Annotated in this window: 25 protein-coding genes and 1 pseudogene; 14 read left to right on the forward strand and 12 right to left on the reverse strand. The window is 65.6% G+C overall.

The features are described from left to right. Positions 1-65 precede the first annotated feature (65 nt). The 3 genes and pseudogenes from AC6I6S_RS00195 to btuC form a co-directional block, all read right to left on the reverse strand. Positions 66-623 (reverse strand): hypothetical protein, encoded by a 558-nt coding sequence (locus tag AC6I6S_RS00195; RefSeq protein ID WP_497949271.1) that lies wholly within the window; start codon positions 621-623, stop codon positions 66-68. Continuing rightward, a pseudogene (locus AC6I6S_RS00200) lies at positions 600-1,367 on the reverse strand (heme ABC transporter ATP-binding protein); the annotation flags it as partial. The pseudogene AC6I6S_RS00200 and the gene AC6I6S_RS00195, both read right to left, overlap by 24 nt. Then, positions 1,364-2,461 (reverse strand): vitamin B12 ABC transporter permease BtuC, encoded by a 1,098-nt coding sequence (gene btuC, locus AC6I6S_RS00205; RefSeq protein WP_497947696.1) that lies wholly within the window; start codon positions 2,459-2,461, stop codon positions 1,364-1,366. The pseudogene AC6I6S_RS00200 and the gene btuC, both read right to left, overlap by 4 nt. 61 nt (positions 2,462-2,522) lie before the next feature. Here btuC and AC6I6S_RS00210 point away from each other — a divergent pair, with 61 nt between their 5' ends. The 7 genes from AC6I6S_RS00210 (at position 2,523) to AC6I6S_RS00240 (ending at position 7,226) form a co-directional block, all read left to right on the forward strand. Then, positions 2,523-3,674 (forward strand): PGF-CTERM-anchored ABC transporter substrate-binding protein, encoded by a 1,152-nt coding sequence (locus tag AC6I6S_RS00210; RefSeq protein ID WP_497947697.1) that lies wholly within the window; start codon positions 2,523-2,525, stop codon positions 3,672-3,674. Positions 3,675-3,736: 62 nt separating this feature from the next. After that, the gene (gene srp19 / locus AC6I6S_RS00215; RefSeq protein ID WP_497947698.1) at positions 3,737-4,018 is read left to right on the forward strand and encodes a signal recognition particle subunit SRP19; all 282 of its coding nucleotides are present in this window, start codon (positions 3,737-3,739) and stop codon (positions 4,016-4,018) included. Positions 4,019-4,020: 2 nt separating this feature from the next. Next, positions 4,021-4,248, forward strand: coding sequence for an H/ACA ribonucleoprotein complex subunit GAR1 (locus AC6I6S_RS00220; protein WP_497949273.1), 228 nt, complete (start codon positions 4,021-4,023; stop codon positions 4,246-4,248). A gap of 397 nt (positions 4,249-4,645) precedes the next feature. Next, positions 4,646-5,092, forward strand: a complete 447-nt coding sequence (locus AC6I6S_RS00225; RefSeq protein ID WP_497947699.1) for a DUF7344 domain-containing protein — start codon at positions 4,646-4,648, stop codon at positions 5,090-5,092. Next, positions 5,085-5,429: a HalOD1 output domain-containing protein gene (locus AC6I6S_RS00230; RefSeq protein ID WP_497947700.1), complete on the forward strand. Its 345-nt coding sequence runs from the start codon at positions 5,085-5,087 to the stop codon at positions 5,427-5,429. The genes AC6I6S_RS00225 and AC6I6S_RS00230 overlap by 8 nt, the downstream gene beginning before the upstream one ends. A 401-nt stretch (positions 5,430-5,830) precedes the next feature. Then, positions 5,831-6,025: a hypothetical protein gene (locus AC6I6S_RS00235; RefSeq protein WP_497947701.1), complete on the forward strand. Its 195-nt coding sequence runs from the start codon at positions 5,831-5,833 to the stop codon at positions 6,023-6,025. 148 nt (positions 6,026-6,173) lie between these two features. Continuing rightward, positions 6,174-7,226: a presenilin family intramembrane aspartyl protease PSH gene (locus AC6I6S_RS00240; RefSeq protein ID WP_497947702.1), complete on the forward strand. Its 1,053-nt coding sequence runs from the start codon at positions 6,174-6,176 to the stop codon at positions 7,224-7,226. Between the two features lie 25 nt (positions 7,227-7,251). Here the strand turns inward: AC6I6S_RS00240 and AC6I6S_RS00245 are convergent, their stop codons facing one another. From AC6I6S_RS00245 to AC6I6S_RS00255, 3 genes are all read right to left on the reverse strand, one after another. Continuing rightward, positions 7,252-7,884 (reverse strand): DUF6517 family protein, encoded by a 633-nt coding sequence (locus AC6I6S_RS00245; RefSeq protein ID WP_497947703.1) that lies wholly within the window; start codon positions 7,882-7,884, stop codon positions 7,252-7,254. A 149-nt stretch (positions 7,885-8,033) separates the two neighbouring features. Beyond that, the gene (gene cysS / locus AC6I6S_RS00250; RefSeq protein ID WP_497947705.1) at positions 8,034-9,545 is read right to left on the reverse strand and encodes a cysteine--tRNA ligase; all 1,512 of its coding nucleotides are present in this window, start codon (positions 9,543-9,545) and stop codon (positions 8,034-8,036) included. Between the two features lie 46 nt (positions 9,546-9,591). Next, positions 9,592-10,089: a DUF7523 family protein gene (locus tag AC6I6S_RS00255; protein ID WP_497947706.1), complete on the reverse strand. Its 498-nt coding sequence runs from the start codon at positions 10,087-10,089 to the stop codon at positions 9,592-9,594. A 114-nt stretch (positions 10,090-10,203) separates the two neighbouring features. Here AC6I6S_RS00255 and AC6I6S_RS00260 point away from each other — a divergent pair, with 114 nt between their 5' ends. Then, positions 10,204-10,455 carry a BolA family protein gene (locus tag AC6I6S_RS00260; protein WP_497947707.1) on the forward strand — a complete coding sequence of 84 codons (252 nt, stop codon included), beginning with the start codon at positions 10,204-10,206 and terminating at the stop codon, positions 10,453-10,455. On the opposite strand, the gene AC6I6S_RS00265 is transcribed toward AC6I6S_RS00260, so the two are convergent. Genes AC6I6S_RS00265 through AC6I6S_RS00280 form a run of 4 tightly spaced genes read right to left on the reverse strand, consistent with a single transcriptional unit; the run spans position 10,452 to position 14,960 of the window. Then, positions 10,452-11,612, reverse strand: a complete 1,161-nt coding sequence (locus AC6I6S_RS00265; protein WP_497949274.1) for an ABC transporter ATP-binding protein — start codon at positions 11,610-11,612, stop codon at positions 10,452-10,454. The two genes, AC6I6S_RS00260 and AC6I6S_RS00265, sit on opposite strands and share 4 nt — an antisense overlap. 43 nt (positions 11,613-11,655) lie before the next feature. Continuing rightward, positions 11,656-12,591, reverse strand: a complete 936-nt coding sequence (locus AC6I6S_RS00270) for a carbohydrate ABC transporter permease (RefSeq protein ID WP_497947708.1) — start codon at positions 12,589-12,591, stop codon at positions 11,656-11,658. Further along, on the reverse strand, positions 12,591-13,667 hold the full coding sequence (locus AC6I6S_RS00275; RefSeq protein ID WP_497947709.1) for a carbohydrate ABC transporter permease: 1,077 nt from the start codon (positions 13,665-13,667) through the stop codon (positions 12,591-12,593). Before AC6I6S_RS00275 ends, AC6I6S_RS00270 begins: the two co-directional genes overlap by 1 nt. Before the next feature lie 15 nt (positions 13,668-13,682). Further along, entirely contained in the window at positions 13,683-14,960 is a 1,278-nt protein-coding gene (locus AC6I6S_RS00280; protein WP_497947710.1) for an ABC transporter substrate-binding protein, read from the reverse strand. 252 nt (positions 14,961-15,212) lie between these two features. On the opposite strand from AC6I6S_RS00280, the gene AC6I6S_RS00285 reads away from it, so the two are divergent. From AC6I6S_RS00285 to AC6I6S_RS00310, 6 genes are all read left to right on the forward strand, one after another. Continuing rightward, positions 15,213-15,674, forward strand: a complete 462-nt coding sequence (locus AC6I6S_RS00285; RefSeq protein WP_497947711.1) for a PH domain-containing protein — start codon at positions 15,213-15,215, stop codon at positions 15,672-15,674. Further along, positions 15,671-17,344, forward strand: coding sequence for a PH domain-containing protein (locus AC6I6S_RS00290; RefSeq protein WP_497947712.1), 1,674 nt, complete (start codon positions 15,671-15,673; stop codon positions 17,342-17,344). Before AC6I6S_RS00285 ends, AC6I6S_RS00290 begins: the two co-directional genes overlap by 4 nt. Before the next feature lie 20 nt (positions 17,345-17,364). Next, positions 17,365-18,774, forward strand: a complete 1,410-nt coding sequence (locus tag AC6I6S_RS00295) for a class II fumarate hydratase (protein ID WP_497947713.1) — start codon at positions 17,365-17,367, stop codon at positions 18,772-18,774. A 230-nt stretch (positions 18,775-19,004) separates the two neighbouring features. Further along, the gene (locus AC6I6S_RS00300; RefSeq protein WP_497947714.1) at positions 19,005-19,238 is read left to right on the forward strand and encodes a transcriptional regulator; all 234 of its coding nucleotides are present in this window, start codon (positions 19,005-19,007) and stop codon (positions 19,236-19,238) included. A gap of 189 nt (positions 19,239-19,427) precedes the next feature. Then, positions 19,428-19,916: a PH domain-containing protein gene (locus AC6I6S_RS00305; protein ID WP_497947715.1), complete on the forward strand. Its 489-nt coding sequence runs from the start codon at positions 19,428-19,430 to the stop codon at positions 19,914-19,916. Next, positions 19,913-21,454: a PH domain-containing protein gene (locus AC6I6S_RS00310; RefSeq protein WP_497947716.1), complete on the forward strand. Its 1,542-nt coding sequence runs from the start codon at positions 19,913-19,915 to the stop codon at positions 21,452-21,454. The genes AC6I6S_RS00305 and AC6I6S_RS00310 overlap by 4 nt, the downstream gene beginning before the upstream one ends. Positions 21,455-21,807: 353 nt before the next feature. On the opposite strand, the gene AC6I6S_RS00315 is transcribed toward AC6I6S_RS00310, so the two are convergent. Both AC6I6S_RS00315 and AC6I6S_RS00320 read right to left on the reverse strand, forming a co-directional pair. Next, positions 21,808-22,848 carry a tyrosine-type recombinase/integrase gene (locus tag AC6I6S_RS00315; protein WP_497947717.1) on the reverse strand — a complete coding sequence of 347 codons (1,041 nt, stop codon included), beginning with the start codon at positions 22,846-22,848 and terminating at the stop codon, positions 21,808-21,810. Further along, positions 22,838-23,230 (reverse strand): DUF5805 domain-containing protein, encoded by a 393-nt coding sequence (locus AC6I6S_RS00320; protein ID WP_497947718.1) that lies wholly within the window; start codon positions 23,228-23,230, stop codon positions 22,838-22,840. The genes AC6I6S_RS00315 and AC6I6S_RS00320 overlap by 11 nt, the downstream gene beginning before the upstream one ends. Between the last annotated feature and the right edge of the window lie 1,024 nt (positions 23,231-24,254).

Genomic DNA, 24,254 nt, shown 5'->3' on the forward strand with positions numbered 1-24,254 from the left:
CTCGGAGGCCGAGGGGTAAAAAACCGTCCAGTTGCGGCCAGGACCGTCCGGACGCGGTCGGCAACTCAGTCGTCGACCGATTCGAGTCGCGACTCGCGACCGTCGGTTTCGGCGGAACGGACCGCCGTGGAAACGGCCTCGAGAACTCCCGGCGGATCCGCTTCGACGGCGCGCTCTCGACAGGTCTCGTACCGTCGCCGGGCGGTCTCTCCGGCGAAGTGGCGCTCGTCCAGCGGCCGGCTCTCGACGGCCACGAGGGCATCGACGGTCGCGAGCGCCTCGAGCAGGCGTTGATTGCCGGCGGCGATCTCGAAATCGGCCAGGACGACCGCATCGGCCGCCTCGATCCGATCGACGGCAGCCGTGCGAGCGGTTCCGGACACCGGTGCGAACGGCTCGACCGTGATGCAGTCGAGGCCGCGTCTGCGAGCAGCGACGGCGACCGCATCGCCGGTCGGCACCGGACCGGCCGAGACGTCGACACCGGCGGCCTCGAGGCGCGAGAGAACCGCCGCCCCCGTCGGCCCCGCGCCGAGCACGTGCACCCGGTCCGGCGGATCGGTCACCTGCGCCTTCGGGAGCGCGGTCACCGACACGGTTCCCGTCACGAGGTTGTCGGTCACCGTCGCCGTGGCGTCGAACGCCGATTCGAGGGTGCCGGGCGTGAGAACGGCATCGGGAGCGCCGTCCGCGGCGACGCGCCCGTCGGCGAGCAACACCAGTCGATCGCAGTAGCGTGCGGCGAGATCCAGGTCGTGGATCGCTGCAACGGCGGTTCGGCCGTCGGCGACGAGGTCGGCGACGAGTTCGAGGGTTTCGATCTGGTGATTGACGTCGAGACTCGCCGTCGGTTCGTCGAGCAAGAGAACGGGCGTCTCCTGGGCGATGGCCCGGGCGAGGAGCACCCGCTGGCGCTCGCCGCCGCTCACCTCGTCGATCCCGCGGTCTGCGAGCGCCGCGGTCCGCGTGCGCTCGAGCGCCCGGTCGACCTGCGCCCGATCGGCCTGCGTCGGCGGCGAGAACCGCGAGCGGTGCGGGTGGCGCCCCATCTCGACGACGTCACGGACGTCGAAGGAAAACGATAGCGCGGTGTCCTGGGGAACGACGGCGACCCGGCGGCTCGAGGCGTTCGCCGAGAGCGCGTGCACGTCGGCACCGTCGATCGAAACGGTTCCCGACGACGGCTCGAGCGCGCCGCTTATCGCCCGGAGGAGCGTCGTCTTGCCGGCGCCGTTGGGGCCGACGAGGCCAACGAACTCGCCGGGGCGGACCGACAGCGAGACGGCCTCGAGCACCGGAACCTCGCCGAACGAACACGAGACGCCGTCGATGTCGATCGTTCCGTCGGCGGGTTCGCGGCCGCTCACAGCGCGTGCACCTCCCGGCGCGTGAGCAAGAAGAGGAAGAACGGCGCGCCGACGGCCGCGGTAACGATCCCCACCGGCACTTCGGCGGGACCGGCCCGGGCCACGGTGTCGGTCGCGACCAGGAACGAGGCCCCCGCCAGCGCGCTCGTCGGCAACAGAATCCGGTGGTCGGGACCGACGATCAGGCGCATGATGTGGGGGACGACGAGGCCGACGAAGCCGATCACGCCGGCGACTGCGACCCCCGCGGCGGTGATGATACTCGCGAGCGCGAGCAGGAGCAGCTTCGTCCGCTCGACTTCGACGCCGAGGTGGTGGGCGTCCTCCTCGCCGAGCAACAGGACGTTCATCTCGCGGGTGAACGCGCCGAGAACGAGCACCCCGAGGAGGGCGACGGGGAGGGCGAAGCCGACGTCACTCCAGGTGCTGTTGTGGAGGTGGCCCATCAGCCAGATCACGGCCTGGCGCAGGCTCTCGCCGCTGTGGACGAGCATGTAGGAGATGAACGCCCCCAGGAAGGCCTGGACGGCGACCCCGGCGAGCAGCAGGGTGGCGACGGGGGTGCGACCGCCCTCCGTCGCGATCGCGTAGACGAGAAACGCGGTGGCGAGCGCGCCGACGAACGCCGCCAGATGGAGGCCGCCAACCGGGATCAGCGCCGGGAACGCGATAGCAGCGACCGCGCCCGCGGCGGCCCCCGAGGAGACGCCGATGATCGAGGGATCCGCGAGCGGATTGCGGAAGAAGCCCTGCATCACGGTTCCGGCGGCGGCGAGCGCGAAGCCGACCGTTGCTGCGAGGGCGATCCTGGGCAGGCGAACGTCCGCTACGATGATCTGGTGGGTTCCGGGGACGTCGAAGCCGAACACGGACGCGTACTCGAGTCCCGGCACCGCTACCGTCCAGCCGACGCCGGGGAGAGATTTCGTCTCGAGGCCGATACTCGACGGCACAACCAGGGCGTTCAACATCGCCTTCGACACCGTGAGCGGGTCGATTCTGACCGGTCCGAGGGCGGCGCTCACGACGGCAACGGCGAGCAGGAGGACCGTGAGCCCCCCCGTCCAGGCGAGCACTCGGCCCGGTCGTTCCATACTTCGCAAGCTCGCTTGCATTAGATAAATATTTGTTGGAGTGGGTGTCAGGGTTCGAGTGATGCGAACGCTATTGATCGTACTCGTTGCGACGCTCACTGCGCTTGCGATGGTTGCACCTGCAGCCGCAGTCGGAACAACGGCCGCCGCCCAGGAGGGAGCGTGTGAGTACCCGCTCGAGCTAACGGACGGCTCTGGCGAGGAGATCACGCTCGAAGAGGAACCGGAGGAGGTCGTGACGCTGTACCCGAGCGACGCCCAGCTCGCGTACGAAATCGGCGCCGAGGACAAAGTCGTCGGCATGCCGATCGGGGAGTTCACCGACTCCCTCGACGCCGGCGACCGGACCGACATCAGCCAGGACGACGGTGCCACGGCCGACGTCGAGAAGGTGATCGACCTCGATCCGGACGTCGTCATCGCGGCGGACATCGTCTTCAGCCAGGAGGGGCTGCTCGAGCAACTCCGGGATGCCGGCATCACGGTGTACGTCTTCGAGACGGCAACTTCGATCGAGGACGTGAAAGACGACGTGCGCCTCGCCGGCCAGCTTACCGGCGAGTGCGACGGCGCCGCAGAGACGGTCGACTGGATGGACGAGCGCCTCGAGGCGATCGAGTCCGCCCTCGAGGACGAGGAGCGCCCGCTCGCGTACTACGGAACGGGAGACGGCTACACGGCCGGACCCGGCAGCTTCCAGCACGATGCGCTGACGACCGCCGGCGTCGAAAACCTCGCCGAACGAGCCGGAATCGAGGGGTGGGGCCAGGTGAGCGAGGAAGTCGTTCTCGAGGAGGACCCCGAGTGGATCATCTACCCGGACTACGGGATGGAGCCCGACTTCGCGGAGAGCGTCGAATCGACCACCGCCTACGAGGAGGACAACGTCATCGGCATCGACGCGAACGCGATCAGCCAGCCCGGACCGAACGTGATCGACGCCCTCGAGGAGATCATCGAGGCCGTCCACCCCGAGGCGTACGCGGAACTCGAGTCGACGGACGCGGAGAGCGATGACTCCGATGCCGACGACGCGGCGTCGGACGGTGCTGAAACCGACGATGCAGAGTCCGACGACACAGGGGCGGATACCGACGCTGGCGACGAACCCGCAGACGACACGGCAGGGGACGACTCGCTCCCCGGCTTCGGCATCCCCGCCGCTATCGCCGCCGTGATCGCTCTGCTCGCGCTCGCCGCCCGCCGGCAGTAACTCCCCCCGCCACCGCGACTCGTTTTGAAAAGCGTTTACTCGCCGGCCCTCCCAGCACACCCATGGTCGAGAACGTCATCTGGCCCGCCTACCTGGATGCGGCCCTCTCGCGGGCCGATGGGCGGCGGGTTCCCGAGGATCTTGCGGTCGAAGAGCCGACGGTCGACGAGATCGCGAAGGCCGTCCAGCAGATCGGCTACGACGCCGTGGTCGAGCGGGATAAGGCCTACTCTCGAGAGTCCTGGCTCCAGCGGGGGCGGGTCGTCGTCCGCGGGGCCGAGGACTCGACGAAGAACGACCTCGTCCAGGCGGTCGCGGCCTACGTCGTCGCGATGCGCGAATGAGTATGCGCCGCGTCGGCCAGGTCGTCCGCACCGCCCAGGGATTGGCGATCCTGCGCGCTCAGGACGACGACGTCGCCGACATCGGCACGATGGTGCTGGACGACTCCCTCGAGACGGTCGGCCGCGTCGTCGACGTCTTCGGCCCGGTCGAGAAGCCGTATCTGGCGGTGACTCCGAAGGACAGCGTACACACGCCCGCGCTCGTGGGGTCAACGCTGTACGCCCGGTAAACTCTGTACGACGCTGTACGCCCGGTAAACTCTGTACGCGACCGGGCGGAGACGGGAAACGAAACCGGTCGTTGAACGGCGTCGGTACGAAATTTTCCTTTCACGCAGATCATAGCTGAACGTCACGGTCAGTACAGGCGAAGAACAGAGCACGGTGTGTAGTAAGCGATTTCATAGCTGTCGGACGTAGCGTCCCGAGTATAGATGAAGCAGGCAGAATTTGACGCTCTTGCTCTGCTGGTAGTCGGCAGTACTCCCTGCGGCGGCGTGCACTGGACGCCGCGAGGATGATTCTGGACTGAGAACCCAGTTTCGGTGAAAAGCACCCGCAGAAGGAAGTTAAGCGCTATTTCATCTACCGCAGGACGTAATGGCTTGGAGGGCAAAACACTCAAGCATGGACGATGGCACCGGCGGAGAAGATACTGACAGCACCACACACGCTGACGGCAAGCAACAAGACCCACCGCAGGTGCCTGACACGCTTCTTCAGATGGATACCGAGTTCGCTGTCCTTGCACATCCACGGCGGCGGTATCTTCTCTATACGCTCAGCGAGAAGCCCCAGTGGTCACTGCGCGAACTCGCCACGAAGGTTGCCGCGTGGGAGTTAGATATTCCAGAAGAGACGGTGACAGCTGACGAACGGAATCAGGTCTACGTCTCGCTCCTGCACGCGCACGTTCCAAAACTGGTTGACTACGGCGTTGTCGGCTTCAATCGTGAGAGCGAGACCATTACGAAGGGGCAACACACTGACAAAATTTTAACGATGCTGGCAGGGGTAGGAGGGAGTGCTGATAGCACCCAGCAGTCGCACGCAGAGAGGAGTTATCATGAATGACAGCCACGATAAAACTTCTACCACAGAGACACTCAATGGGGGAGACCGGCCAGTTGCAGACGCGCAAGCGCACTACGACCACGACGGCCCACAGGATTTAACGACGACGATTATTTTTGCCGTTGCCGACGCTGAAGGGGTTGAGCCACCAGACATCAAAACCCCGCCATTATACGACTCCGTGGATACCGTTGCGGTCGAAGAGGCGCTGTTCGGCCCGGCAGCCCAGCGTGAAAACCACACCGGGGATGAGTCACTGACGTTTTCGTACCGTGGCCACGAGATTACAGTCAGAAGCGACGGCTGGGTATTCGTCGATACGGACGCTGACCACTAACCACCCAGACATCGTCGAGAACACCTGCGTCTTCTCTGACTGCTCCGTTCAGCACCCGTAACATTCCTGTTTACGCTCACCTTGCAGATGTCCCCACAGCTTCTATCGAAGTCGGTACGAGTACGATATGGAATGACAAAGCAGTGCATTGAGTGTGAGTGGTCTGCTACCGCGTCAGACGGCTGTTCATCTGACCCGGACCGACGAGCGATTGTGCATCACCGCAAAACCGGACACACGGTTGTGTCAACGGAGGCCATCGCAAACCTCGGTCAGCACCCCCATCCGCCTCCGAATCAGAGAAAAGAGTAGCCTCGATACGAACGTTCGGCCTAATGGCAGTCATGGTCGCCGCAGATTCAGGCGAGTAGTTTTATAGACGTTCTCACGATACCTGAGATATGAAGGTCGTGCTCAATGGGCATACTGAGACTGCGCACAAGCCCGCGACCGAGAGCAACGTTCGTCGCGCACAGTGTGGCGCACTCAAAGAGGTTCCAGACGAGCACGTCCGCACAATCGCTGCTGAGATAACTGAGCTCCCAGATGAATTCAGTCACTGTGGGCGCTGTTTCGAAGATGCTGGTGGCTATTGAGCAGGAAGAAGATGCCGATTCGAAAACACCCGCAGATGGTCAGTGAGCACGCGCACATAGCAAACCAGCTCACTGAAGTTCGGACGCAACCGTGTGACCGAAACTCGAGACGGAAACACCAATACGGCAGGCACGCAAAGCCGGCGACATGAACGATCGAGCGCGGGTTCTCGCCGCCGTCGGGGTGACGGTGCTGTTGTTTCTCGGCGTCCAGTTGGGTGCGCTGGCGCTGATCGAGCCGTTCCACGACGCCGACCGCCAGGCCGTCGAGAACCCCGAGGATCCGACGAACAGCATCGTCTACTTCGTCGCGATCCTCGTCGCGACCGGATTCATGCTCGCGGCGTTCAAGTACGACGTCCAGTGGCTCATCCGCGGGCTGATCATCGGGGTGAGCGTCTTCCTCGCGTGGTTCGTCTTCGCCGAGGTCGTCCCGCCGCTGGTCGTTGTCGGCGGGCTGAACGCGCTCGCACTCGGCGGGGCGCTCCTCGTCGGCGCTGGCCTGGTCGTCCACCCCGAGTGGTACGTCATCGACACCGCCGGGGTGGTGATGGGCGCGGGTGCAGCGGGGCTGTTCGGCATCAGTTTCGGCCTCCTGCCCGCGCTCGTTCTCCTCGTGGTGCTCGCCGTCTACGACGCCATCAGCGTCTACAAGACCAAACACATGCTCAGCCTCGCGGAAGGCGTCATGGACCTCAAGATCCCGGTCGTCCTCGTGATCCCGACGACGCTCTCGTACTCCTATCTCGAGGCGATGGACGCCGCCACCGGGTCGGAAGCGGAGACCTCCGGCCCTGAATCCGAAACGGCGCTCGACTCGTCGGCGGAAACCGAGAACGCGACCGAAGCGTCGGCGGAAGCAGAGAGGGCGATCGAATCACCCGAGGAGGCCGACCTCGAGGCGGGCCAGCGCGACGCGCTCTTCATCGGCCTGGGCGACGCGGTGATCCCGACGATCCTGGTCGCCAGCGCCGCCTACTTCGTCGACGCGGGGTCACTCGAGGTGCCCGGCATCGTCCTCAACGTCCCGGCGCTCGGGGCGCTGCTCGGAACGATCGCGGGCCTGCTCGTGTTGATGCACATGGTGCTCAAGGGGCGCCCCCACGCCGGCTTGCCGCTGCTCAACGGCGGTGCGATCGCGGGCTATCTGCTTGGCGCACTCGCCAGCGGCGTTTCGCTGTCCGCCGCGATCGGTCTCTGAAAAGCGAGAGAGTAGACCGACGGCGTCAGTCGTCGTGCTCGAGGCCGCCGATCATCGTGTCGACCCGCTGGTCCTCGTCGGGGACGTCCGCGGGGTAGACGCCGACGATGACGAAATGGTCGTCGCCGTAGTCGGGCTGGGCGATATCCAGCAAGACGTCCATCTCGATCCCCGTGACGAACGTCGCGGTACCCTCGTACGCCTCGACGGCGATCGACTTCTCGAGGCCGCCGACGCTCCGCTCGCCGGCCGACCCCTCGATAGAGAGGTCCTCGTACTGGTCCTGGACGAGCATGACGATCTCCTCGCTGTCCATCTGGCTCAGCGGGTTGAACTGCCGGCCGGCGACGCTGACCTGCGGGGAGGTGATGACCGAAAAGACGCCCGCCTCGAGTCGCTCGAGGCCGGGAATCTCGAGCGATCGGGTGTACTCGGTGACGTGGTTCGTCACCTCGACCGTCTCGCCGGCGACCTCCTCGCTCTCCTCGAACGACCGCGTCTCCTGGTGGGAGTAGCCCGCCTCGTCGTCGGTGCCGTCGGTGACGGTTGCGGGCGTGGCGGCGAACGTCGTCGCATCCTCGAGCACGTCGTCGAGACAGCCGGCCGCGGAAACGAGACCGGCGGCAGCGACGCCCGACAGGTAGCTCCGTCTGTTCATATGCGCGTGGAATTACCCCGGAATTATAAACTTCGTGGTCCGTAGGACGTTTAGCTAGTGTGTTAAGTCCGAAAATTATTTTTGAGGGCCACGTTCCGGGAGAGCGTTCCTGTCGCGAGTGACCGAACGCTTACGAACGACTACGCGTCCTACGGAAGCCGGTAGGTCGCCCCTTCGTCCGTGTCCTGGACCTCGATTCCCAGCGCCTCGAGTTCGTCCCGGAGTTCGTCCGCCCGCTCGTAGTTTCCGGCTGCCCGTTCCTGTTCGCGAACCTCGAGTACGAGGTCGACGACGTCGCCGGCCAGTTCGGCCTCGCCGCCGGTGTCGCCGGTAAACGAGAGGCCGAGTACGTCGCCCAGTTCCTCGAGCGTCTCGACCGCCCGGCGGAGGCCGCGGTAGTCGTACGCCGGTTCCTCGCCGTCGTCGGTGGCGTTCCCGTCGGTGACGTGGCGATTGACGGCCGTCGCGACCGACAGCAGCGCCGACTGGGCCTCGCGCGTGTTGAAGTCGTCGTTCATCGCTCCCGTGAACTTCACGCGGGCGTCGTCGACGGCTGCCCGGAGCTCCTCGTCCTCGACGTTCGTTCCGGCCGCTGGCGAGTCGATGACCTCGGTTGCGGCCTCGTGGGCGCGCTCGAGGCGGTCCCAGCGTTCCTCGGCCTCGGCGATCGTCTCGTCGCTGTAGAGCTGTGCGCTGTTGTACGACCCGGCCGTGAGGAAGGTCCTGAGGACGTTCGTCCCCCACTCCTCGACGGCCTCCCCGACGGTGACGAAGTTGCCCAGGCTCGAGGACATCTTCTCTTCGTCCATCTGGAACAGCTCGCAGTGGAGCCAGTAGGTCGCGAAGCGCTGGCCCGTCGCGGCCTCGGACTGGGCGACCTCGTTTTCGTGGTGCGGAAAGACCAGGTCGCGGCCGCCGACGTGGATGTCGAGGGTTTCCCCGAGGTGGGTCATACTCATCGCCGAGCACTCGATGTGCCAGCCGGGACGACCCTCGCCCCACGGCGAATCCCACGTGAGCGCGGTTTCACAGGCCCGTTCGGCAGGGGCGGCGTCCTCGTGACGGTGAGCTTCGATATCGGACGGGTCGACGCCGCCGGCCTTCCAGAGCGCGAAGTCCGCCGGATTCCGCTTTTCGGAGCGCTCGTCGGGATCGCCCTGGGACTCGATCTCCGCTATATCCTGGTTCGACAGTATACCGTACTCCTCAAACTCGGTGACGTCGAAGTAAACCGAGCCGTTCGACTCGTAGGCGTACCCCTTCTCGAGCAGCGTCTCGATGAGGTCGATGATCTCCGGAACGTGTTCGGAGACGCGCGGGTACACCTCCGCTCGGCGGAGATTGAGCGAGCGCATATCCGCCAGCGTGCGGGCGACGTACGAGCGAGCGACTTCGGCCTCGTCCTCCCCGAGATCGTCCTCGCCGACGCGAGCGACGATTTTCTCGTTGACGTCCGTGAAGTTCTCGACGTGACGGACGTCGTACCCCAGGAACTCGAGCCACCGGTGCATCACGTCGACGTGCACCCACGACCGAGCGTGGCCGAGGTGGGGCGGATCAGAAACCGTGAGTCCACAGTAGTAGAGGAGAACGTTCTCGGGGTCCTGTGGCTCGAACGGCTCTTTTGCGCCCGTCAACGTGTTCGTCACGTGCAGGGTCATTACCCCTCCCTACCCGTGGCCGACAGTTAAAGCGTATGATGGTCTGCTACGGCGTCTCGAGCGCCCCGCCGTTCTCGAGGGCGCGTTCGACGGCTCGGACCGCGTTCGCCCCCGCAAGCCGCTCGACGACCACCACCAGCGAGGACTCGCCGACGCCCGCCGCCGCGACCTCGATCTCCGCGAGTGCGAGCGAGCCGAGGACGTCCGCGAGGTGGGTCGGCTCGAGATCGCCGGTCGCGAGGATTCCCGTATAGGAGCCGTCGGCGCCACCGAAGGCGGTGTCGCCGACGACGAGCAGGGCGTCCGCCGGGTTCGCGACGGACGCGAGCCCGCTCTGCATCGTCACCCGGGCTTCCGCCGCCGACGGTTCGTACGCGGGGAGTTCGTCGGCGTACCGTCGAAGTGCTGTCGCGACGGCCTCGGGCTCGCCGTCGACCGCGAGGTATCGGGCGGCGGCAGTGTAGTTGACGACCCCCGCCCGCAGTGCGGCGACGAGGAAGGGGTGGCCGTCGGCGGCGCGGCGCGTCTCGGCGGCGAGTGACATATCGGCGACAGTGTAACGGATCGACATAAGTTCGTGGGTCGGTTCACTTCGGGTGAGAATCGGTGCGCAAACGGGACCGCGGCGTTTTTGCCTCGAGCCTGCGACCTTGTGCGTATGAACCCCGAAGCCGTCGAACGACTCATCGAGGAGGGTATCGAAGACGCCAGTGCGACAGTCTCTCATCCCCGCGGGGAACACGACGACGACCACCTCGCCGCGACCGTCGTCTCGTCCACCTTCGAGGGTGTCCCGCTGGTCCAGCAACACCAGCTGGTGTACGACGCCCTCGGCGACCACATGACGACCGACATCCACGCCCTCGAGCTGTCGACGTACACGCCCGAGGAGTACGACGCGCTCGACTAACCCTCTCCGTCGACGAGTTGCGTCTCGCTCTCGCCGCCCTCGAGCGCTTCCAGCGAGCGGTTGTGAACCGCCTCGCCGGTTTCGGCGTCGAACAGGTGGATCGCAGACTCGGGGAAACGAACGGTCGCCGTCGCCCCGGGATCGACCGTACGTAATCCCGGAACCGACGCGACGAACGTCGTCTCGTCGAACGTGAAGTAGACGTTGTTCTCGTCGCCCATGGGTTCGACCACGTCCGCGCGAACCGCGAAGGCGTGCTCGTCATCCCCGCTCGCGTCCTCGTCCACGACCTCGATATCCTCCGGCCTGATTCCGAGAACGAGTTCCGTCCGGTCGCCGACGTCCTCGAGCGTCGACGGTGACAGGGGGTAATCGAACCCGTCTGTGACGAGCCGCCCGTCGGCTCGAGTCACGTCGAAGACGTTCATCGACGGCTCGCCGATGAAGCCGGCGACGAACAGGTTCGCGGGCCGGTGGTAGCACTCGAGCGGCGTGGCCACCTGCTGGAGCCGGCCACCGTCGAGGATGGCGATCCGGTCGCCCATCGTCATCGCCTCGGTCTGGTCGTGGGTCACGTAGACCGTCGTGACGTCGAGGTCCGACTGCAGCCGCTGGAGTTCGGTTCGCATCTCCGCGCGGAGTTTGGCGTCGAGGTTCGACAGCGGCTCGTCCATGAGAAACGCCTCCGGGTCGCGCACGATCGCCCGTCCGAGCGCGACGCGCTGCTGCTGGCCGCCCGAGAGGTCCCGCGGGCGCCGCTCTAGCAGGTCGTCGATCTCGAGCATTTCTGCCGTCTCCCCCACCGTTCGCTCGATCTCGTCGTCCGGCATCGTCGTCGACTCCTCGAGACCGAAGCGCATGTTCTCGCGGACGGTCATGTGCGGGTACAGCGCGTAGTTCTGGAACACCATCGCGAGCCCCCGACGCTGGGGCGGCCGGTGGTCGATCGGCTCGCCGTCGAGCAGGATCTCGCCCTCCGTGACCGACTCGAGGCCCGCGATCATCCGCAGCGTCGTCGACTTTCCGCAACCCGAGGGGCCGACGAGCACCAGGAACTCGCCGTCCTCGACGGCGAGCGAGACGTCGTCGACCGCGACGACCTCGTCTCCCCCGCCGGCGAACCGTTTGGTCACGTTCCGTAGCTCGAGGGTGGCCATCAGCGGGGGCACCTCCTGACACCGTTTTTCGCGTGCGTCTGTCTCATCCCGACTCACCCGCGAGCCCCCTCGCGAACTGTCTCCCGAAGACGACGTAAATGATGAGCGTCGGCATCGCGACGATGAACGCCCCGGCCATCTGGAGGTTGTACTGGCCGACCATCGCGCCCTGGAGTTCGTTCAGCGCCTGGGTCGCCACGAAGTTGCGGCTCGTCGTCACGAGCACGAGCGCGAACAGCAGATCGTTCCAGATATTCGTGAACTGGTAAATGAGGGTCACCGCGAACATCGGTTTCGAGAGCGGAAGGATGATGCGCCAGTAGATGCGGAACGCGCTCGCGCCGTCGATCCGCGCCGCCTCGAGGATCTCGTCGTCGATGGTGAGGTAGTAGCCCCGAAAGAGGATCGTACAGATCGGAATCCCGTAGGCGGTGTGGGTGATCGCGAGTTCGAACAGGTCGGCACGGGCGGCGAGGACGGGCGCGAACGCGAGCAGCGCGGCGAGGTCGACCGCCGACCAGAACTGCCGGAGCGGGACGAGCACCGACTGGTAGGGGATGAACACGCCCGCGAGGAACAGGAGCAGAACGCCGATCTGGCCGCGCCAGTCGATCTTGGTCAGCCCGTAGGCCGCGAGGCTGCCCAGAAACGCCGAGAGGACGGTCGCCGGGATCACGAAGATCGCACTGTTGATCATCGCAAAGCGCATTCGCCCCCAGGCCTCGCCCCACGGTTCGGCGGTGAACTCGCCCGGCGGCGGCGGGGAAAGCGGCGACGTGGTCGCGAAGGCGACGGCGGTCTTCAGCGAGGTCGTAAAGCCGCTCCACAGCGGCGAGAGGTACAGCGCCAGCAGCGCCAGCAACGCGAGGTACAGCGCGAGTCGTCGCCAGCCGACGCGCTCGAGTCGGCTCGAGCGTCGGTCGGTCGTTCGCGTCGCGACGGAAGCGGCGGCGTCGCCGGTCCGTTCGTCGGCCCCCATCAGAGCTCACCTCGGCTGTACTGGACGTAGATGTACGGCGCGATGACGGCGAGTGCCATCAGGAACAACACCATGGCGATCGCCGAGCCGTACGCCCAGTTCGTCCGCGCGAACGCTTCGCGGAACATCATGACCGCGAGGATGTCCGCGGAGGGACCGGGCGTGTCGCCGTACATCACGAAGATGAAGTCGAACGCCTTGAGCGCGAACACCATGAGGACGACCGCGGCGCTGGTCGTCGCCGCCCGTAGCTGTGGGATGATCACCCGCCAGTACATCCGGACAGTCGACGCGCCGTCGACCTTCGCGGCCTCGTAGTGGTCGTCGGGGATGGCCCGCAACCCCGCCAGGTAGACGATCATGCAGTAGCCGCTGAACTGCCAGGTGAGCGCGACGACGATCGTCGCGAGCTTCGTCCGCGGGTCGCTCATCCAGTTCATCGCGAGGGCCTCGAGTCCCAGCCCCCGGAGGACGACGTTGATCATCCCCGTCTGGGGGTTGTACATCCAGGCCCAGAAGATCGCCGTCACGACGAACGAGAGGCTCATCGGCAGCAGGTAGATCGTCCGGAAGCCGTTCTCGAACCGGATGTCCTGGTCGACCAGAATCGCGAGCAGGAGCCCCAGGACCAACGCGGCGCCGGTGAAGACGACGAGCAGCGCGACGGTGTTGCGGGCGGCGGCGATGAACGACCGGTCGTCGACCATCCGGCGGTACATTTCGAGGTTCAGTTCGGCGTACTCGGGCTGGCCGAGGCCGCTCCAGTCGGTCAGCGAGATGACGAAGTTCCAGCCGATGGCGCCGTAGACGAACCACCCCATCAGCAGCGCTGGCGGTAGCCAGAAGAGCGCGGCCCCCAGCGCCTCGTTGTACCGGAGGTGACCGAACCGCTCGCGCACGCGACCGGTTGCGGTCGCGGTGCCGCCGTCGCCGATCGCCGGTCGGCGGTCTCGCCGGCCGTCCGGATCGTTCGCGTCGACCTCGTCGGATCCCCACTCGAGCGGGGCGAGAGAGCTGGCACGCTCTGTGAGCCGTCGAACTCGGCGGCGAAGTCGCGAACGGAGTGGTGGCGCCATTCACCGACTCCTCGGTCAGACGCCGGCAGCCTCGTGGGCCTGGAGCAGGTCCTGGGTCGTCTCCTCGACGTCCCAGGTCTCGATGAACCGCGCGAACGACTCCTCGATCTCGCTTTTGACCTCCGGGCGAACCGCGCTCCCGTGGGCGATCGTCGTCGGCTGGGCGTCGGACCCCTCGAAGTCCGTCATCTGGTCCTGAAGGAACGGCGGGAACTCGTCGGTCGGGACGTCCGTCCGCGGCGGGATCGACCCCTTGATGGGGTTGAACCGCTCCTGGGCGTCGATCGTCCCGCAGTACTCGAGGAACGCTTCCGTCGCCTCCGGCGAGGGGTTCGGTTCGGGCATGACGAACGAGTCCATGACGATCGAGTAGATCCCGTCCGTCCCGGGGTAGGGAACGTAGTCCCACTCGGTTTCGTACTCGAAGTCGGCCTCGCCGTACTGGCCGGCCGCCCAGTCGCCCTGGTGGATGAACGCGGCGTCACCGCCGATCACCTGGGCGTTCCCCTCGTCCCAGGCGATCGCCCCCGCGTCGGGGCTGAAGTAGTCGCTGTAGTCGACGACGAGCTGGAGCGACTCCCTGACCTCCTCCTCGAGGTCGTCCGTCTCGCCGGCGATGTACTGTTCGAACGTGTCGACGCCGTACTGGGCTATCAGGACGGTCTCCCAGAGCTGGACCGTCGACCACTCCGTCGAGGTCTGGTGGGCCATCCCCGTGTAGCCCGCGTCGTCGGCGGCCTCGAGCGCCTCGAGCAGGACCGTCGGATCGTCGATCGCTTCGGGGTTGATGCCGGCGTCTTCGACAACCTCGACGTTGTAGAACAGGTTGTTCAACCGGTGGATGTTGATCGGAACCGAGACGAGTTCGCCGTCGGGGCTCGCGGCCTCGGTTACGCTCTCGAGGTACGCCTCCCGCATCTCGTCGTCCCAGAGCTCTTCGACGCTCGCGAGGACGCCGGCGTCCGTGTACGGACGCAACGATTCCCCCGGCCAGATCTGGAACGTGCTCGGGGGCGTCTCGTCGACGATCCGGGATCGAATGGCCGCGTCGAGCGCCGATCCAGCCCCGCCGGGTGCGGGGTTGTTGTCGATCTCGACATCGGGGTTTTCCTCCTGATAGCCCTCGAGGAGCGCGTTGAGTGCTTCCTCTTCGCCACCGGCCGTCCACCAGTGGACGATCTCGAAGGTCTCTTCCTGCGCGGTGACGGACCCGGGGAATCCGGCCAGGGCCAGCGCCCCCGCTGCTCCCGTAGCCGCAACGTACTGTCGCCGTGAGAGGGGTTCGTGTGTCATAGTAGCCACCACCTATCCTCCTGGCATACTCCGTTACGGAGGGCATAATAATTATTCAAATTATTCGTGTATAAAATACGTCTGACTGTGTGAGTGTCCCGAGAGCTGTGGACATCGGCGTGGACGCCCACCACGGAGAGTGTCGGGGGCCCCTTCAGGAGGGGGCGCCGTCCTGGCACCCCCAGAGCCGACACAGTGCGGGCGGTCGATCCGAACCGCAGGACTCTCCTTCGGTCCGTCGAGACTCCCCGTATGGAGTCGCTACATCCCCGAATTCGCCTGCTGTGGATCGCCCAGGCGGCGGTCGCGGCGCTCGTCCTCGGGGTCGTTCTCGTCGCCGTCGATCGGTGGGCCATCGAAATTCCGGCCGCCGCACAGGCCGTCGTGGTCGTGCTGGGGGTCGTTCTCGGGATCGCCTACGCGCTCCGACTCTACGGACGCTGGCGCTTCGAACTCCAGGACGACGCGCTCTACCTCGAGCGGGGGGTCGTCACGATCGTCGAAACCGCCGTTCCGTTCGTCCGGGTGCAACACGTCGACACCCAGTTCGGGCCGATCGAGCGCGCGCTCGGGCTCTCGAGCGTCGTCGTCTACACGGCCGGCTCGCGAAACGCCGACGTTCGCGTGCCGGGACTGCGACCCGCCCGTGCACGAGCGCTCCAGGACACCCTCAGAGAACTCGCCGTCGAGAGCGAGGCCGACGACGCGGTATGAGCCGCCGGCGATTACATCCGCTGAGCGCGCTCACTCGAGCCCTGCATCGCGGATTCGTCGGACTCTCGCTCCCGTTCTTTTTCGTCGGGGTGCCCTCGGGGTTCTTCGACGTGATCGACCCGACCTGGACGGTGACGCTCGCACCCGTCGGGTTCGTTCTCGGGAGCGCCTACGGGCTGGCCTACTACTACCGCTTCGAGTACGAACTCACCGACGACACCTTCGACGTCGCCTCGGGGGTCGTCTCGCGACGGGACCGGGAAATCCCGTTTCGCCGGATCCAGAACGTCGACGTCCGCCAGGGGGTCGTCCACCGGCTGTTCGAACTCGCGGTCGTCTCCATCGAGACCGCCGGCGGCGGCAACACGGAGGCCATCCTGCAGTTCGTCTCTCAGTCGGAGGCGACCCGCCTGCAGCGCGAGATTCGGCGGCGAACCGCCGAGACAGCGCGGCCGGCACCCGAGACGACACCGACGGACTCCTCGAGCACCGAAACGGCCGTCGACGACCCGCGGCCGGAGGGCGAACCGGCCACTCCTCGCGAGGGCGGCAGTGACGGGAGACCTGGTGCCCCGCTCGAGTCGACGCGGTCGACGACCGGCGGGCGTTTTCAGGCCGGTCGGCCGACGCTGCTGTTCGACCTCAGCTCACGGGAGCTGTTTCTGTACGCGTTCACGACGTTTCGGCCGGCTGCCGCTGCAGGGTTACTGTTCTTCGCGTTCCTGTTCACCGATCCGATCTTCGAGTACCTGCTCGCCGTCTCTCAGCCCGCCGGCGGGCCGACGGACCTCGAGACGGGGTCGACCGGTAGCTATGCGGTGCTGACGACGGTTTCCTTCCTTAACGCCGTCGGCGTCACCTACCTCCTGAGCGTCATCTACTCGTTCGCATCGTACTACGGTTTCCGACTGGGGCGGGCCGGCGAGGATTTCGTCTACGAACGCGGGCTGCTCCAGCGCTACAGCGGGAGCATCCCCGCCGAGAAGGTGCAGTCGGTGACGGTAACCGACAACCCCCTCCAGCGCCGCATCGGCTACGCCGGGCTCTGGGTGGAGACGGCGGGCTACGGCCCCGAGAGCAGCGGTGGCAGCCAGTCGGCGGTTCCGCTGGCCCGGGTCGATCGGGTGTACGCCTTCGCAGAACGCCTCATGGGCGTCGACACGCCGCAGTTCCGGAGTCCACCGAAACTCGCCCGCCGGCGCTACCTCGGTCGATACTCGCTCCTCGCGGGAGTCGTCGTCGCGATTGCGTTCGGTCTCTCGTTCGTGACCACACTTGAGCGGTGGTCTCTCGCGGCCATCGTTTTCGCGGCCGTGCCGCCGGCGGCCCACCTCCGGTACGCCAATCTCGGCTATCACGTCGGCGAGGACCACCTCGTGATCCGCCGGGGCTTCTGGCGGCGACGGACGACGGTGATCCCCTACTACCGCCTCCAGACGGTGTCGACGCGGCGGTCGGTCTTCCAGCGGCGACTGGGGCTGGCCTCGGTGGTCGTCGACACCGCGAGTTCGCGCACGCTGTTCTGGACGACGCCGACGATCTACGACGTCGACCTCGAGACGGCTCGCACCGTCCACGGCGACGCTCGCGGTCGCCTTCGGGAGACGATGGCCGAGCGTCGCCGGGCCGACGACGGCGACGACGGCGGGGTTTCGGTGGCTTTTACCTGACCGACCGTGACCCCTCGAGCATGGCAGACGAGTTCCGAACCGAATCGGACAGTTTGGGCGAGATGCAGGTGCCCGCCGACGCCTACTGGGGCGCACAGACCCAGCGCGCCGTCGAGAACTTTCCCATCTCGGGGATCACGTTCGGCCGGCGGTTCATCCGGGCGCTCGGCGTCGTGAAGAAGGCGGCTGCACAGGCCAACCGCGACCTCGACCTCGTCGCCGAGGACGAGGCCGAGGCGATCATCGAAGCCGCGGACGAGGTCATCGCGGGGAGACACGACGAGCAGTTCCCCGTCGACGTCTTCCAGACCGGTTCCGGCACCTCCTCGAACATGAACGCGAACGAGGTCATCGCCAACCGCGCAGCCGAAATCTACGGCGCGGAAATCGGCGACCGGGAGATCCACCCCAACGACCACGTCAACTTCGGCCAGTCGAGCAACGACGTGATCCCGACGGCGATGCACGTCGCGAGCCTCGAGGCCGTCGAGAAGGACGTCATCCCCGCCCTCGACACCCTCCGCGAGGCGCTCGAGGAGAAAGAAGCGGAGTTCGACGACGTGGTAAAGACTGGGCGCACGCACCTCCAGGACGCCACCCCCGTCACCCTCGGCCAGGAGTTCGGCGGCTACCGCACCCAGATCGAGAAGGGCCTCGCCCGCGTCGACAAGGTCCGCGAACACCTGGCGGAGCTCGCCCTCGGGGGGACCGCCGTCGGCACCGGGCTCAACACCCACGAGGAGTTCCCCGGCCGCGCCGCGGAGTACATCACGAAGGAGACCGGCGTCCAGTTCCGCGAGGCCGACGACCACTTCGAGGCCCAGGCCGCCCACGACGCGATGAGCGAGGCCCACGGCGCCCTGCGCGTGGTGGCGGGCTCGCTCAACAAGATCGCGAACGACCTGCGCCTGCTCGCCTCCGGACCGCGAAACGGGCTGGGCGAACTCGAGCAGCCCGAGAACCAGCCCGGTTCCTCGATCATGCCCGGCAAGATCAACCCCGTCGTCGCCGAAGCGGTCAACCAGATCCACAAGCAGGTGATCGGCAACGACGCGGCCGTCTCCGCCGCCGCCGCCGACGGCCAGCTCGATCTGAACCTCTACAAGCCCGTGCTGGCGCACAACTTCCTCGAGTCGGCGGAGATCATCGCGAACGGGAGTGCGGTGTTCGCAGACCGGTTCGTCCGCCCGCTCGAGGCCAACCGCGAACACTGTGAAACCCAGGTCGAACAGAGCATGGCGCTTGCAACCTCGCTCAACGTCCACATCGGCTACGACAAAGCCAGCGAGGTCGCGAAGACGGCGCTCAAAGAGGACAAGACGGTTCGAGAGGTCGTCCTGGAGAAGGGGTACCTCAGCGAAGCGGAGGCCGACGAGGTGCTCGATCCCGCCAAGATGACCGAGCGCGGCATTCTCGGGCAAGACGACTGAACGTTCGGTAGCAGTCTGCGGCCCCGGGGGGTCCGGCCGGTCCTCCACAACCGTCGCCACCGCTTACTGACAGCGTTCGTAGTACTCGGTGCGGAGTACTCTCCGTGGTCTGGAACTCTTTTCTTCAAAACACTCATCGGTAAATCGACGGAGCGGTGCCGTATCACTCCTGATATCAACGGAATAAAAGAACCCAAGCAGTTTTGATGACCGCTCGCGTGGGGTGAACCATGTACACCTGTCGTAGCTGCAACCAGTCATTTGGGACTGAGCTTGCACTCGAGTTACACCGGGACACCTGCAAAGACGGGCAGCTGATCTGTCAGCTCTGTGGTGGCCGGTTTCGAGAGCGCGAGGCGACACGAGACGGCTGGCACTACGCCTGCCCGAACGACGACTGCGAGGGAGAGGGATTGACGGAGGACCTGGTCGATCTCCGAGAGGTACGGACCGCAACCCACTGATTCTGGACTATCGTTTCACGAGCGACCGCGTTCGCGATTTCGAACGAGAACTCGAGTAACGGCGTTCGGGAAAGCCGTCGGACCATCACCCCCGTGACGTTCGAACGTCGACTGTCTGTCTCCCCGATCGAACCCGCGGACGGGGCCGCAATCCCATCTTTTATTCTCGCGCCTTCCGTCTCGAGCGATATGGAACGGCTCAACCCGCGGGTTCGCGTTGTCTGGGTGATCATCGCCGCGATTCGGGCGACGGTTCTCGGGGGTTTTCTCGTCGGTGGTGCGGCCGGGGTGTACGTCGCCGGATTCTGGGAAGACGCACCGCTGGCGCTCGTCTGGGGTGCTGTCGTGCTCGCCGTGTTACTCGGCGTCTTCCGACTCGCCGTCGCCTGGCGTCGCTACGCAGTGTGGCGGTTCGAGGTGCAAGACGACGGCCTCTACATCGAACGGGGTGTGTTCACCCGAATCAAGACCGTCGTCCCCTACGTCCGCGTCCAGCACGTCGACACTCAGCGGGGGCCGCTCGAGCGAGCCGTCGATCTCGGGACGGTCGTCGTCTACACCGCCGGCTCGCGCAGCGCCGACGTCGCGATTCCGGGGCTGACCCCCGAACGGGCCGAGGAGCTGCGCGAGGAACTCCGTCGGCTGGCGATCGAGAGCGAGGGTGAGGACGCGGTATGACCACGCTTCACCCGGCATCGGTTCCCTACCGGTCGATCTCCCGCAGCGTCAACACGGGGTTTCTGTTCTTCCTCGTCGGCGTCTTCGCCTCGCCCGGTGGGACGGGCGCGAACATCTTCGTCATCGGCGGGATGGTGCTCGTCGGTATCGCACTCGGCATCGTCTACGAGATCGCCTACTACAAGCGGTTTCGCTACGAACTCACGGGTGACACCTTCGACGTCGCCTCGGGCGTGCTCTCCCGGCGCGATCGGGAGATCCCGCTCAGGCGAATCCAGAACGTCGACGTGAGCCAGAACGTCGTTCAGCGCGCGCTCGGGATCGCCGCGGTCGACGTCGAAACGGCCGGTGGCGGCCAGACCGAGGTCACGCTCAGGTACGTCGGCGACGACGAGGCGAAACGCCTCCAGCGACGGCTCCGGCGAGGAGCCGCGGAGGAAACGACGGACGAGCAGCCCACAGACGAAGAAGAGGAGCTCCTGTTCGAGCTTCAGCGCAACGAACTGGCGATTCTGAGCGTGTTCACGATCGATCCCGGCGCGAGCCTGCTCGGCGGGATCATCCTGTCGTTCGCCAGCGGATTCGATCCGACGACGCTGATCCCCGTGGAGTTCCTCGAGAGCGACCTCCCTGGAACGGGGCTGATCGCCATCGCCTGGGCTGTCTTGCTGTTCGCGCTCGCAGCCTGGGTGATCAGCGCGGCGCTCACGTTCAGTCGGTACTACGGCTTCCGGCTCACCCGGGTCGACGACGAACTCCATTACGAGCGCGGATTGCTCCACCGCTACAGCGGGACGATTCCCCTCGACAAGGTCCAGACGCTGACGATCAAAGAATCGGTACCGTTTCGCTGGGTGGGATACGGTTCGCTCGCGGTCGAGACTGCCGGTTACGCACCAGGCCAGTCCGGATCTCGCGGCGCCGAGTCGGCGGTCCCCATCGCGACGCGGGATCGCGTGCTGTCGCTCGCTCGGACACTCGAGCCCTTCGGCGAAACCGACCTCGAGACGCCGCCATCGCGGGCTCGAGAGCGGTACGCCGTCCGGTACGTCGGCGTCCTCTGTCTGATCATGGGGGTTGGCTATCTCCTCGCAACGTACACGGCTGTCGTGCAGGACTGGTACGCGTTCGCCGTCTTGCTGTTCGCGGTTCCGCTCGCGGCCCACCTGAAGTGGCGCAATCGAGGCTATCGAGCGGGCGAGCGGTACCTCCTGACCCGAACCGGGTTCTGGCGCCGCACGACCAAGGTCGTCCCCTACTACCGCGTCCAGTCGGTGATCCACCACCAGACGATCTTTCAGCGCCGGCGTCGTCTCGCGAGCGTGACCGCCGACACGGCGAGTTCGGCCTCCTTCTTCGGCCGGGCAGCGACCGCATACGATATCGACGCCGAGGAGGGCCTCGAGTTACAGAACACGATCGAAACGCGCCTCCAGGAGCGGTTGGCGGAACGAAAGCGCCGACGGACGTCGATTCGGAACCTTGAGGACGACCCCGACGAGCAGGAAACCGATCGGTCGGTCGACGACACTCCCTGACGGTCGGCCATCGCCGCGGCGACTATTGCGCCATCGTGTCGTTCTTCCGGCACAAGCGTCTCGAGGCGACGAGAGCGGCAGAACCGCCGCCGATCCCCTCTCCCCTGCCGCTCGAGGACGAGACGGGAGCGCTCACACTCGCCGAGCGACTGTGCCACACCGAGTACGGTTCCCGCTCAACGCCGCTCTACTTACTGAGCTCCCGGTTCGAGGTGGTGACGATGTGTCGACGTGAGCGGAGACCACCTCCCGTATTCGATATAGCGAGAAGAAGTTTATACGGCTCGTCTCGGCCACCGCTGGTGACACGCTACCGGTATGTGTTTTGACATATGGTCCACAAATCGACCCGCTCACAGCAATGAGTAGACGTTCGCCTCGTAGACCGTTCGGACCTGGTCACCCCAGTTGTGGGTGTAGGTGTCGATGACGTCGCTCGCGACGTCCCCGCGAAGATATTTCACGACGCCTCGGTCGCCGGTCCGATCACGGAGGTGCGTCGTGAAGAAGTGCCGAAAGTAGTGTGGCGTGACGTTCTCGGCCGCGCCACCCCCGGTCCGGTACCAGCCCCGGTCCCGGGCGTGACGTTCGACGATATAGCGAACGTCCGACGGGATCAGGCGCTGTCCCCACGATCCACCGGTGTCGAGAAACAGCGGTTCGGCCGGGGAAACGGCGTCCGGACGGATCGCGAGCCACGCCTCGAGGACCCGCTGGAGTTCCCTGTCCACCGGAATCACCGTCTCCCGTTTCCGCTTGTTCGAGGCCGTTCGTTCCTCTCCGTTGACGACCGCTCCCCGGGCGGGGTCCGCGGAGACGTACAGCGAGTTCGGTCGGCCGTCGAGGTGCACCCGCGGCGTCCAGGTTCGCTCGAGAGCCACACACTCGACGTTGAGGTCCCGTAGATCCAGGTTACACAGCTCCCCGACACGCATTCCCGTCTTGAGGAGCGTCAGGACGGCCGCTCGCTCGAGCGGGTGTGCGATCCCGTCGACGAACGAGCGCATCTCCTCGACGGAGAGGTCCCGCCTGGTGGGGTTCGTATCGATCGACTCGCTCATCTCTTCGGTGACGAGTGCCATCGGGTTCGAGTCGAAGACGCCGACGCGAGTCATGTAGTCGTAAAACCGGTGGACGTAGGAGGCGTAGGTCGCGACCGTGCTCGGTTCGCGCCGGCCGCGAAGCGAGTGGGCCCAGGCCATACACTCCCGCCTGCCCGCCTCCGCAGCCCCCAGCTCGCCTCCGGCTTGCTCCGCGAGAAACCCCTCGAACTGTCGGAGGACCCGTTCGTAGGCCTCGAGCGTGCGTTCGCTTTTGCCGTGATACCGCTGGTCGTCGAGGAAGTAATCGATCGGATCGTCGACGGTCTCCGGAGGATTGGCGTCAGTCGCCATCGCTCCCCTCGACGACCGTGTACCCGCCGTGGCGACCGCTGTATCGAACGCGGTTTTTCGCCTGGAGGTCCTCGAGTGCGTCGTCGAGTCGCGATTCGATGTCCTCGCTCACCGCCTCGAGGAGTTCGTCCCAGGAGTACGTGTCATCCTCGAGTAGTTTGAGGACCCGTGTTTCGAGACCGTTACCCCCAGGGGTTGCGTCCCCAGAGCCGGGTTCCTCTCGAGCGGGTTCGAACCCCTTTCTGCCGGCCTGAACCATCGATCTGACGAATTCGCTCTGACTCATTCCCATCTTTTTCGCGTGTTCCTTCCACTCTTCTTTCTGATAGGTCGGGACGTAGGTCTTGACCGCGACGCTGTCGGTTTCCGCGGATCCGGCCATACGTTCGCCTCTCGCGCCACCCTCTTCAGTGTACCCCTCGAGTTCGGATAAGGGACTTTATCTCCGTCAATGATACCGTCAATAACGGATTACTCGCCCCCTCAATCTCAGATATAAGAGTTCATTGGGCCCTTGAGCATAGATACAGGGATGTCGAAACCAGTCCCCTGCTTTGAGATATCGTCAGGGACCGATCGTGACCGGATAGGCGGCGAACGGTATTCCGGTTGTGAACACGGTGGGATACCCTCGACGAATCAGTATCAACGTTCAGAGAATAACTGTCACTGTTCGGGATCTCGTCGCCGAGGAACGCCCGACGATTCGAGCAGGGACACCTCCGGCGGTCGGCCTGGTCGGCTGCCGTTGGGAGGATGTCGTCGGCTGGTAACTGACGCGCAGACACGCACGTGAACGGGCGCATCGATCCGCTTTGAAACCCCAGTGCGCCGTGGGCAGCCCCCTCTCGACCAGTATCGAGTTCGCTATCGGTCTGAGAGAGCACGAGCAGCAGGAAAGACGGGGGAGCAACCAGGGCGTCGTCGACAGAACACAAACCGGTTGAGAGGCTACACAGCCTCTCGAGAGCGAGCAAGGGCCGGGGCGGAGGGACTCGAGTACGACGCCGTACGGCTGTGATTCGATGTGGCGTTCCTCTAGCGGCGGCCTCCACGAGCGATCCAGTAGCCACTGAAAGTCAATGCCACCGGAGCGCACAACCGTCGTACGATCAGTGTGTAAATCGTTTCAGTTGTTACTATAGGGGTGCTGACCGAAGTTGTGACGGCGGTACCGAACACGATCGTCCGTATCCCCCCTCGGGCCCGTCACTGATTCCCCCTCTCGAGTCCGCCTCTGACCGTGAACCGATTCGCCGACCGCTACGGGCGGTGATTCCAACCCCGTCACGCAGTGTGGCGAGTGCGTCTCCGGTCGGACCGACGAGTATCCAAGACGGCGTCGAGGGATCTGATTTCGAGGAAACTCGCGGGTCGCCTCTGCACGACCCACGACAGTATGTGGT

This window comes from Natrononativus sp. DTA114 (assembly GCF_059736515.1).

Coding starts and splice junctions, on each gene's coding strand:
- btuC (WP_497947696.1), bottom strand. CDS start 2,461: ATGGAACGACCGGGCCGAGTGCTCGCCTGGACGGGGGGGCTCACGGTC.
- AC6I6S_RS00210 (WP_497947697.1), top strand. CDS start 2,523: ATGCGAACGCTATTGATCGTACTCGTTGCGACGCTCACTGCGCTTGCG.
- srp19 (WP_497947698.1), top strand. CDS start 3,737: ATGGTCGAGAACGTCATCTGGCCCGCCTACCTGGATGCGGCCCTCTCG.
- AC6I6S_RS00220 (WP_497949273.1), top strand. CDS start 4,021: ATGCGCCGCGTCGGCCAGGTCGTCCGCACCGCCCAGGGATTGGCGATC.
- AC6I6S_RS00225 (WP_497947699.1), top strand. CDS start 4,646: ATGGACGATGGCACCGGCGGAGAAGATACTGACAGCACCACACACGCT.
- AC6I6S_RS00230 (WP_497947700.1), top strand. CDS start 5,085: ATGAATGACAGCCACGATAAAACTTCTACCACAGAGACACTCAATGGG.
- AC6I6S_RS00235 (WP_497947701.1), top strand. CDS start 5,831: ATGAAGGTCGTGCTCAATGGGCATACTGAGACTGCGCACAAGCCCGCG.
- AC6I6S_RS00240 (WP_497947702.1), top strand. CDS start 6,174: ATGAACGATCGAGCGCGGGTTCTCGCCGCCGTCGGGGTGACGGTGCTG.
- AC6I6S_RS00245 (WP_497947703.1), bottom strand. CDS start 7,884: ATGAACAGACGGAGCTACCTGTCGGGCGTCGCTGCCGCCGGTCTCGTT.
- cysS (WP_497947705.1), bottom strand. CDS start 9,545: ATGACCCTGCACGTGACGAACACGTTGACGGGCGCAAAAGAGCCGTTC.
- AC6I6S_RS00255 (WP_497947706.1), bottom strand. CDS start 10,089: ATGTCACTCGCCGCCGAGACGCGCCGCGCCGCCGACGGCCACCCCTTC.
- AC6I6S_RS00260 (WP_497947707.1), top strand. CDS start 10,204: ATGAACCCCGAAGCCGTCGAACGACTCATCGAGGAGGGTATCGAAGAC.
- AC6I6S_RS00265 (WP_497949274.1), bottom strand. CDS start 11,612: ATGGCCACCCTCGAGCTACGGAACGTGACCAAACGGTTCGCCGGCGGG.
- AC6I6S_RS00270 (WP_497947708.1), bottom strand. CDS start 12,591: ATGGGGGCCGACGAACGGACCGGCGACGCCGCCGCTTCCGTCGCGACG.
- AC6I6S_RS00275 (WP_497947709.1), bottom strand. CDS start 13,667: ATGGCGCCACCACTCCGTTCGCGACTTCGCCGCCGAGTTCGACGGCTC.
- AC6I6S_RS00280 (WP_497947710.1), bottom strand. CDS start 14,960: ATGACACACGAACCCCTCTCACGGCGACAGTACGTTGCGGCTACGGGA.
- AC6I6S_RS00285 (WP_497947711.1), top strand. CDS start 15,213: ATGGAGTCGCTACATCCCCGAATTCGCCTGCTGTGGATCGCCCAGGCG.
- AC6I6S_RS00290 (WP_497947712.1), top strand. CDS start 15,671: ATGAGCCGCCGGCGATTACATCCGCTGAGCGCGCTCACTCGAGCCCTG.
- AC6I6S_RS00295 (WP_497947713.1), top strand. CDS start 17,365: ATGGCAGACGAGTTCCGAACCGAATCGGACAGTTTGGGCGAGATGCAG.
- AC6I6S_RS00300 (WP_497947714.1), top strand. CDS start 19,005: ATGTACACCTGTCGTAGCTGCAACCAGTCATTTGGGACTGAGCTTGCA.
- AC6I6S_RS00305 (WP_497947715.1), top strand. CDS start 19,428: ATGGAACGGCTCAACCCGCGGGTTCGCGTTGTCTGGGTGATCATCGCC.
- AC6I6S_RS00310 (WP_497947716.1), top strand. CDS start 19,913: ATGACCACGCTTCACCCGGCATCGGTTCCCTACCGGTCGATCTCCCGC.
- AC6I6S_RS00315 (WP_497947717.1), bottom strand. CDS start 22,848: ATGGCGACTGACGCCAATCCTCCGGAGACCGTCGACGATCCGATCGAT.
- AC6I6S_RS00320 (WP_497947718.1), bottom strand. CDS start 23,230: ATGGCCGGATCCGCGGAAACCGACAGCGTCGCGGTCAAGACCTACGTC.